Origin of the sequence: Synechococcus sp. W55.2 (genome assembly GCF_047461635.1) — a bacterium.
GTDB lineage: Bacteria > Cyanobacteriota > Cyanobacteriia > Thermostichales > Thermostichaceae > Thermostichus.
Map to the genome: position 1 here is coordinate 1 of NZ_JANSHM010000112.1, position 2,637 is coordinate 2,637.

Genomic DNA, 2,637 nt, shown 5'->3' on the forward strand with positions numbered 1-2,637 from the left:
GGCCAGGAACTTCTTGAGTTTTCTCTATCTCGTCAGTGCTCTCTTTTGGCTCAAATGAAAGATCAACACAACCTAGGGGTTGGGGTCAACCGGCTGCGGTTGGGGAGTGAGGGTTTCCAATTCCGGCAGAGCCATTCCCGCCGGGGAGGCCGAGTCTTCCTGGGCCAAGTCCTGCAGGGCGGCTTGGGCCGGCTGAAATTGCGGATCCAGCTCCAGACAGCGCTGCAAGCTGGCTTGGGCGGCTGCTCGCTGGCCGGCCCGCAGTTGAATCAGCCCCAGGGTATGCCAAAAGGCGGGCCGCTGGGGATCCAGGTGCGTGGCCTGTTGGGCGTCTGCCAGGGCAGGTTCCAGCTTCCCCAATTTCAAGGCTTCCCAGGCGCGGTTGTTGAGGGCCACAGCATCTTCTGGGGTGAGCTGCAAAACCCGCGAGTAGGCTTGCACAGCTTGTTCGGGATCCCTCAGCTCGCTGTAGATCAACCCCAGGGCAAACCAGCCCCAGGGATCCCGTTCGTTGAGGTGGATCATCTGCTGGCAGGCGGCACGGGCTTCTTCCAGCCGGCCCAGGCGCCGCAGGCTGGTGATCTGGCCAAACCAGCAGGCAGAACTGCCGGGACGCTGCTGCACCAAGCGCTGGAAATGCCGTAGGCTGGCCTCATATTGCCCCAGCTCCTGCTGAGCTACCGCCAAGGCATAGCGGGCTGGAAAGTGCTCCGGCTTGATCTTGAGGGCTTCCTCGAAGTGGATACAGGCTTCTTTCAGGTAGCCCAATTTCTGGAAGGCCACACCGCGGGCGTACCAGCTTTTGTAGTTGTCGGCATCGTAGCGCAGGGCGCGTTCTAGAGCCTTGCTGGCCAGCCGATACTGCCCCAAGCGCAGCAGGGCCACCCCCAAGTTGTGCAGGGTGATGGGATCCCGGCGACGCAGCCGCAGCGAGCGCTTGTAACACTCGACAGCCGAGCGCAGCCGGTGGCAGTGGAAGAGGGCATTGCCTTGGTAGCGCCAAACCCGCGCACTTCTGGGGTTGAGCTTCAAAACCCGCGCAAAACTAGCCGCTGCCGAGCTGGGCCGCCGCAGCCGTCGCAACACGATCCCACGGGCCAGCCAGGTGCGGGGCTGCTTGGGGTTGTGGCGCAGCGCTTTGTTCAGGCTGTTCAGGGCCAGCTTAGACCGCTTCAGTTGCAGCAGGCGGATGCCGCGGTTATGCCAGGCCAGAGCATCTTCCGGGTTGCTCTCCAGCACCTTGTCGTAGTTAACCACCGCCGACTTGTACTGCCCCAGGCGCCCCAGAATCAGGGCCAGGCGCAGCCGGGTTTCTTCGTCGTAGGGGTTGATGCTTAGGGATCCGTTGTAGCTGTCCACCGCCTCGCGGTAGCGGGCCAACTGCACCAGCACATCCCCACGGCGACTCCAAGCCAGGGCGAAGTTGGGATCCATGTTCAGAGCCCGGTCGTAGGCGGCCAGGGCTTCCGTCAGGTTGCCGCGGCGACGCCAGTCTTCCCCCCGCTCGAATTGGATGTCGGCACTGTTCCACTGAAACAGCCGCTGAATGAACTGCAAAATGGCGATCTGACGCGCTCCTTCTTCTGGCGTGGCGGAGGGGGTTTCGCCCGTGGCAATGCGCAGGATGGCCATCTGGATGGCCCGCAAAAAGGCCTGAAATCCCCGCACCTCTTCATCTTCCAGGGACTCTTTCCCCTCACGGCGGCGGTATTGCAGCCGGAACCGCTGCAGATCCCCGGGGGCAGGGAAGCTGGGATCCAAAAAGTGCATTAGCTCCAGGGCCCGGTACTCAAACAGCACCGGATCCTCTTCTGAGCCGGTAAAATCCAGCAGGGGCGCCTCTTCCAGGGGGCGGGGCAGCTCGGCGGGGGTGTGCAGCAGCGTCAGCAGACGCTGGTTTTGTCGTGCCGGGGCATGGGGAAACCCGCTGTACAGCTCATCCCTTGGCCAGGGATCGGCAACCCACTCTGGAGAGGCCACCACTCCCACCCAGCGGCATTGTTCGATGGCCAGTTGCAGCTCCAGCTTGCGATTATCCCCCGGCTGCAGCATCCAGCGGTCAAACCAGACTTTGAAACCCTCGCGATCCAGCCGCTCCGCCAGTTGACGCGCCCACCGGGCTTGCTCTCGGTGGTAGCGCAAGAAAAGGTCGAACTTGTAATGCTCTGAAGACATGAACGCCCGCTCGCTGCTCTTCTCCAGCTTATCTTTGCGTTATCGCTGCGCGATGCTTTCACAAACGCAAACGCATTTGCTCCCCATCGGGTCTGGGGCAAGGAGCAAACGTAAACTACCCGACTCCGACCGCTAAGCGGTATGGAGCGGGCTTTCAGTAGCCCTGGGCCTGCTCTGCTCTACCAGAGAACAAAACAAGCCCGAACCTCTAGGCTGGTTTACAGCAGCCCCCAAGAGCGCAATCACATTCGCACCATTCAAATCCGCATCCCCTTCCCATCCACAGTGCCCACACTTGAACTGCTTGCCACTGCGGTAGGATTGCGCAGGATTGGGATGGATATGCAAACACTTGTGGCAGGTCTGCGACGTGTAGGCGGGCGGCACAAGAATCAGAGAAACCCCTGCAACCCTCGCCTTGTACTCCAGAAACTGACGTAGTTGGTAGAACGCCCAACTGTT

2 protein-coding genes are annotated in these 2,637 nt (G+C 61.4%); both read right to left on the reverse strand.

Features of this window, described 5'->3' with window-relative positions:
• Positions 1-72 precede the first annotated feature (72 nt).
• A complete protein-coding gene (locus NW828_RS13700) occupies positions 73-2,175 on the reverse strand; it encodes a tetratricopeptide repeat protein (protein WP_414384455.1) in 2,103 nt (700 codons plus the stop codon).
• A gap of 132 nt (positions 2,176-2,307) precedes the next feature.
• Positions 2,308-2,637, reverse strand: a 330-nt coding sequence (locus NW828_RS13705; protein WP_414384456.1) for a zinc ribbon domain-containing protein, incomplete at its 5' end; no start/stop codon positions are given.

Bases quoted from the DNA above. Each gene is read 5' to 3' on its own strand.
- NW828_RS13700 (WP_414384455.1), bottom strand. From the start codon at position 2,175: ATGTCTTCAGAGCATTACAAGTTCGACCTTTTCTTGCGCTACCACCGA.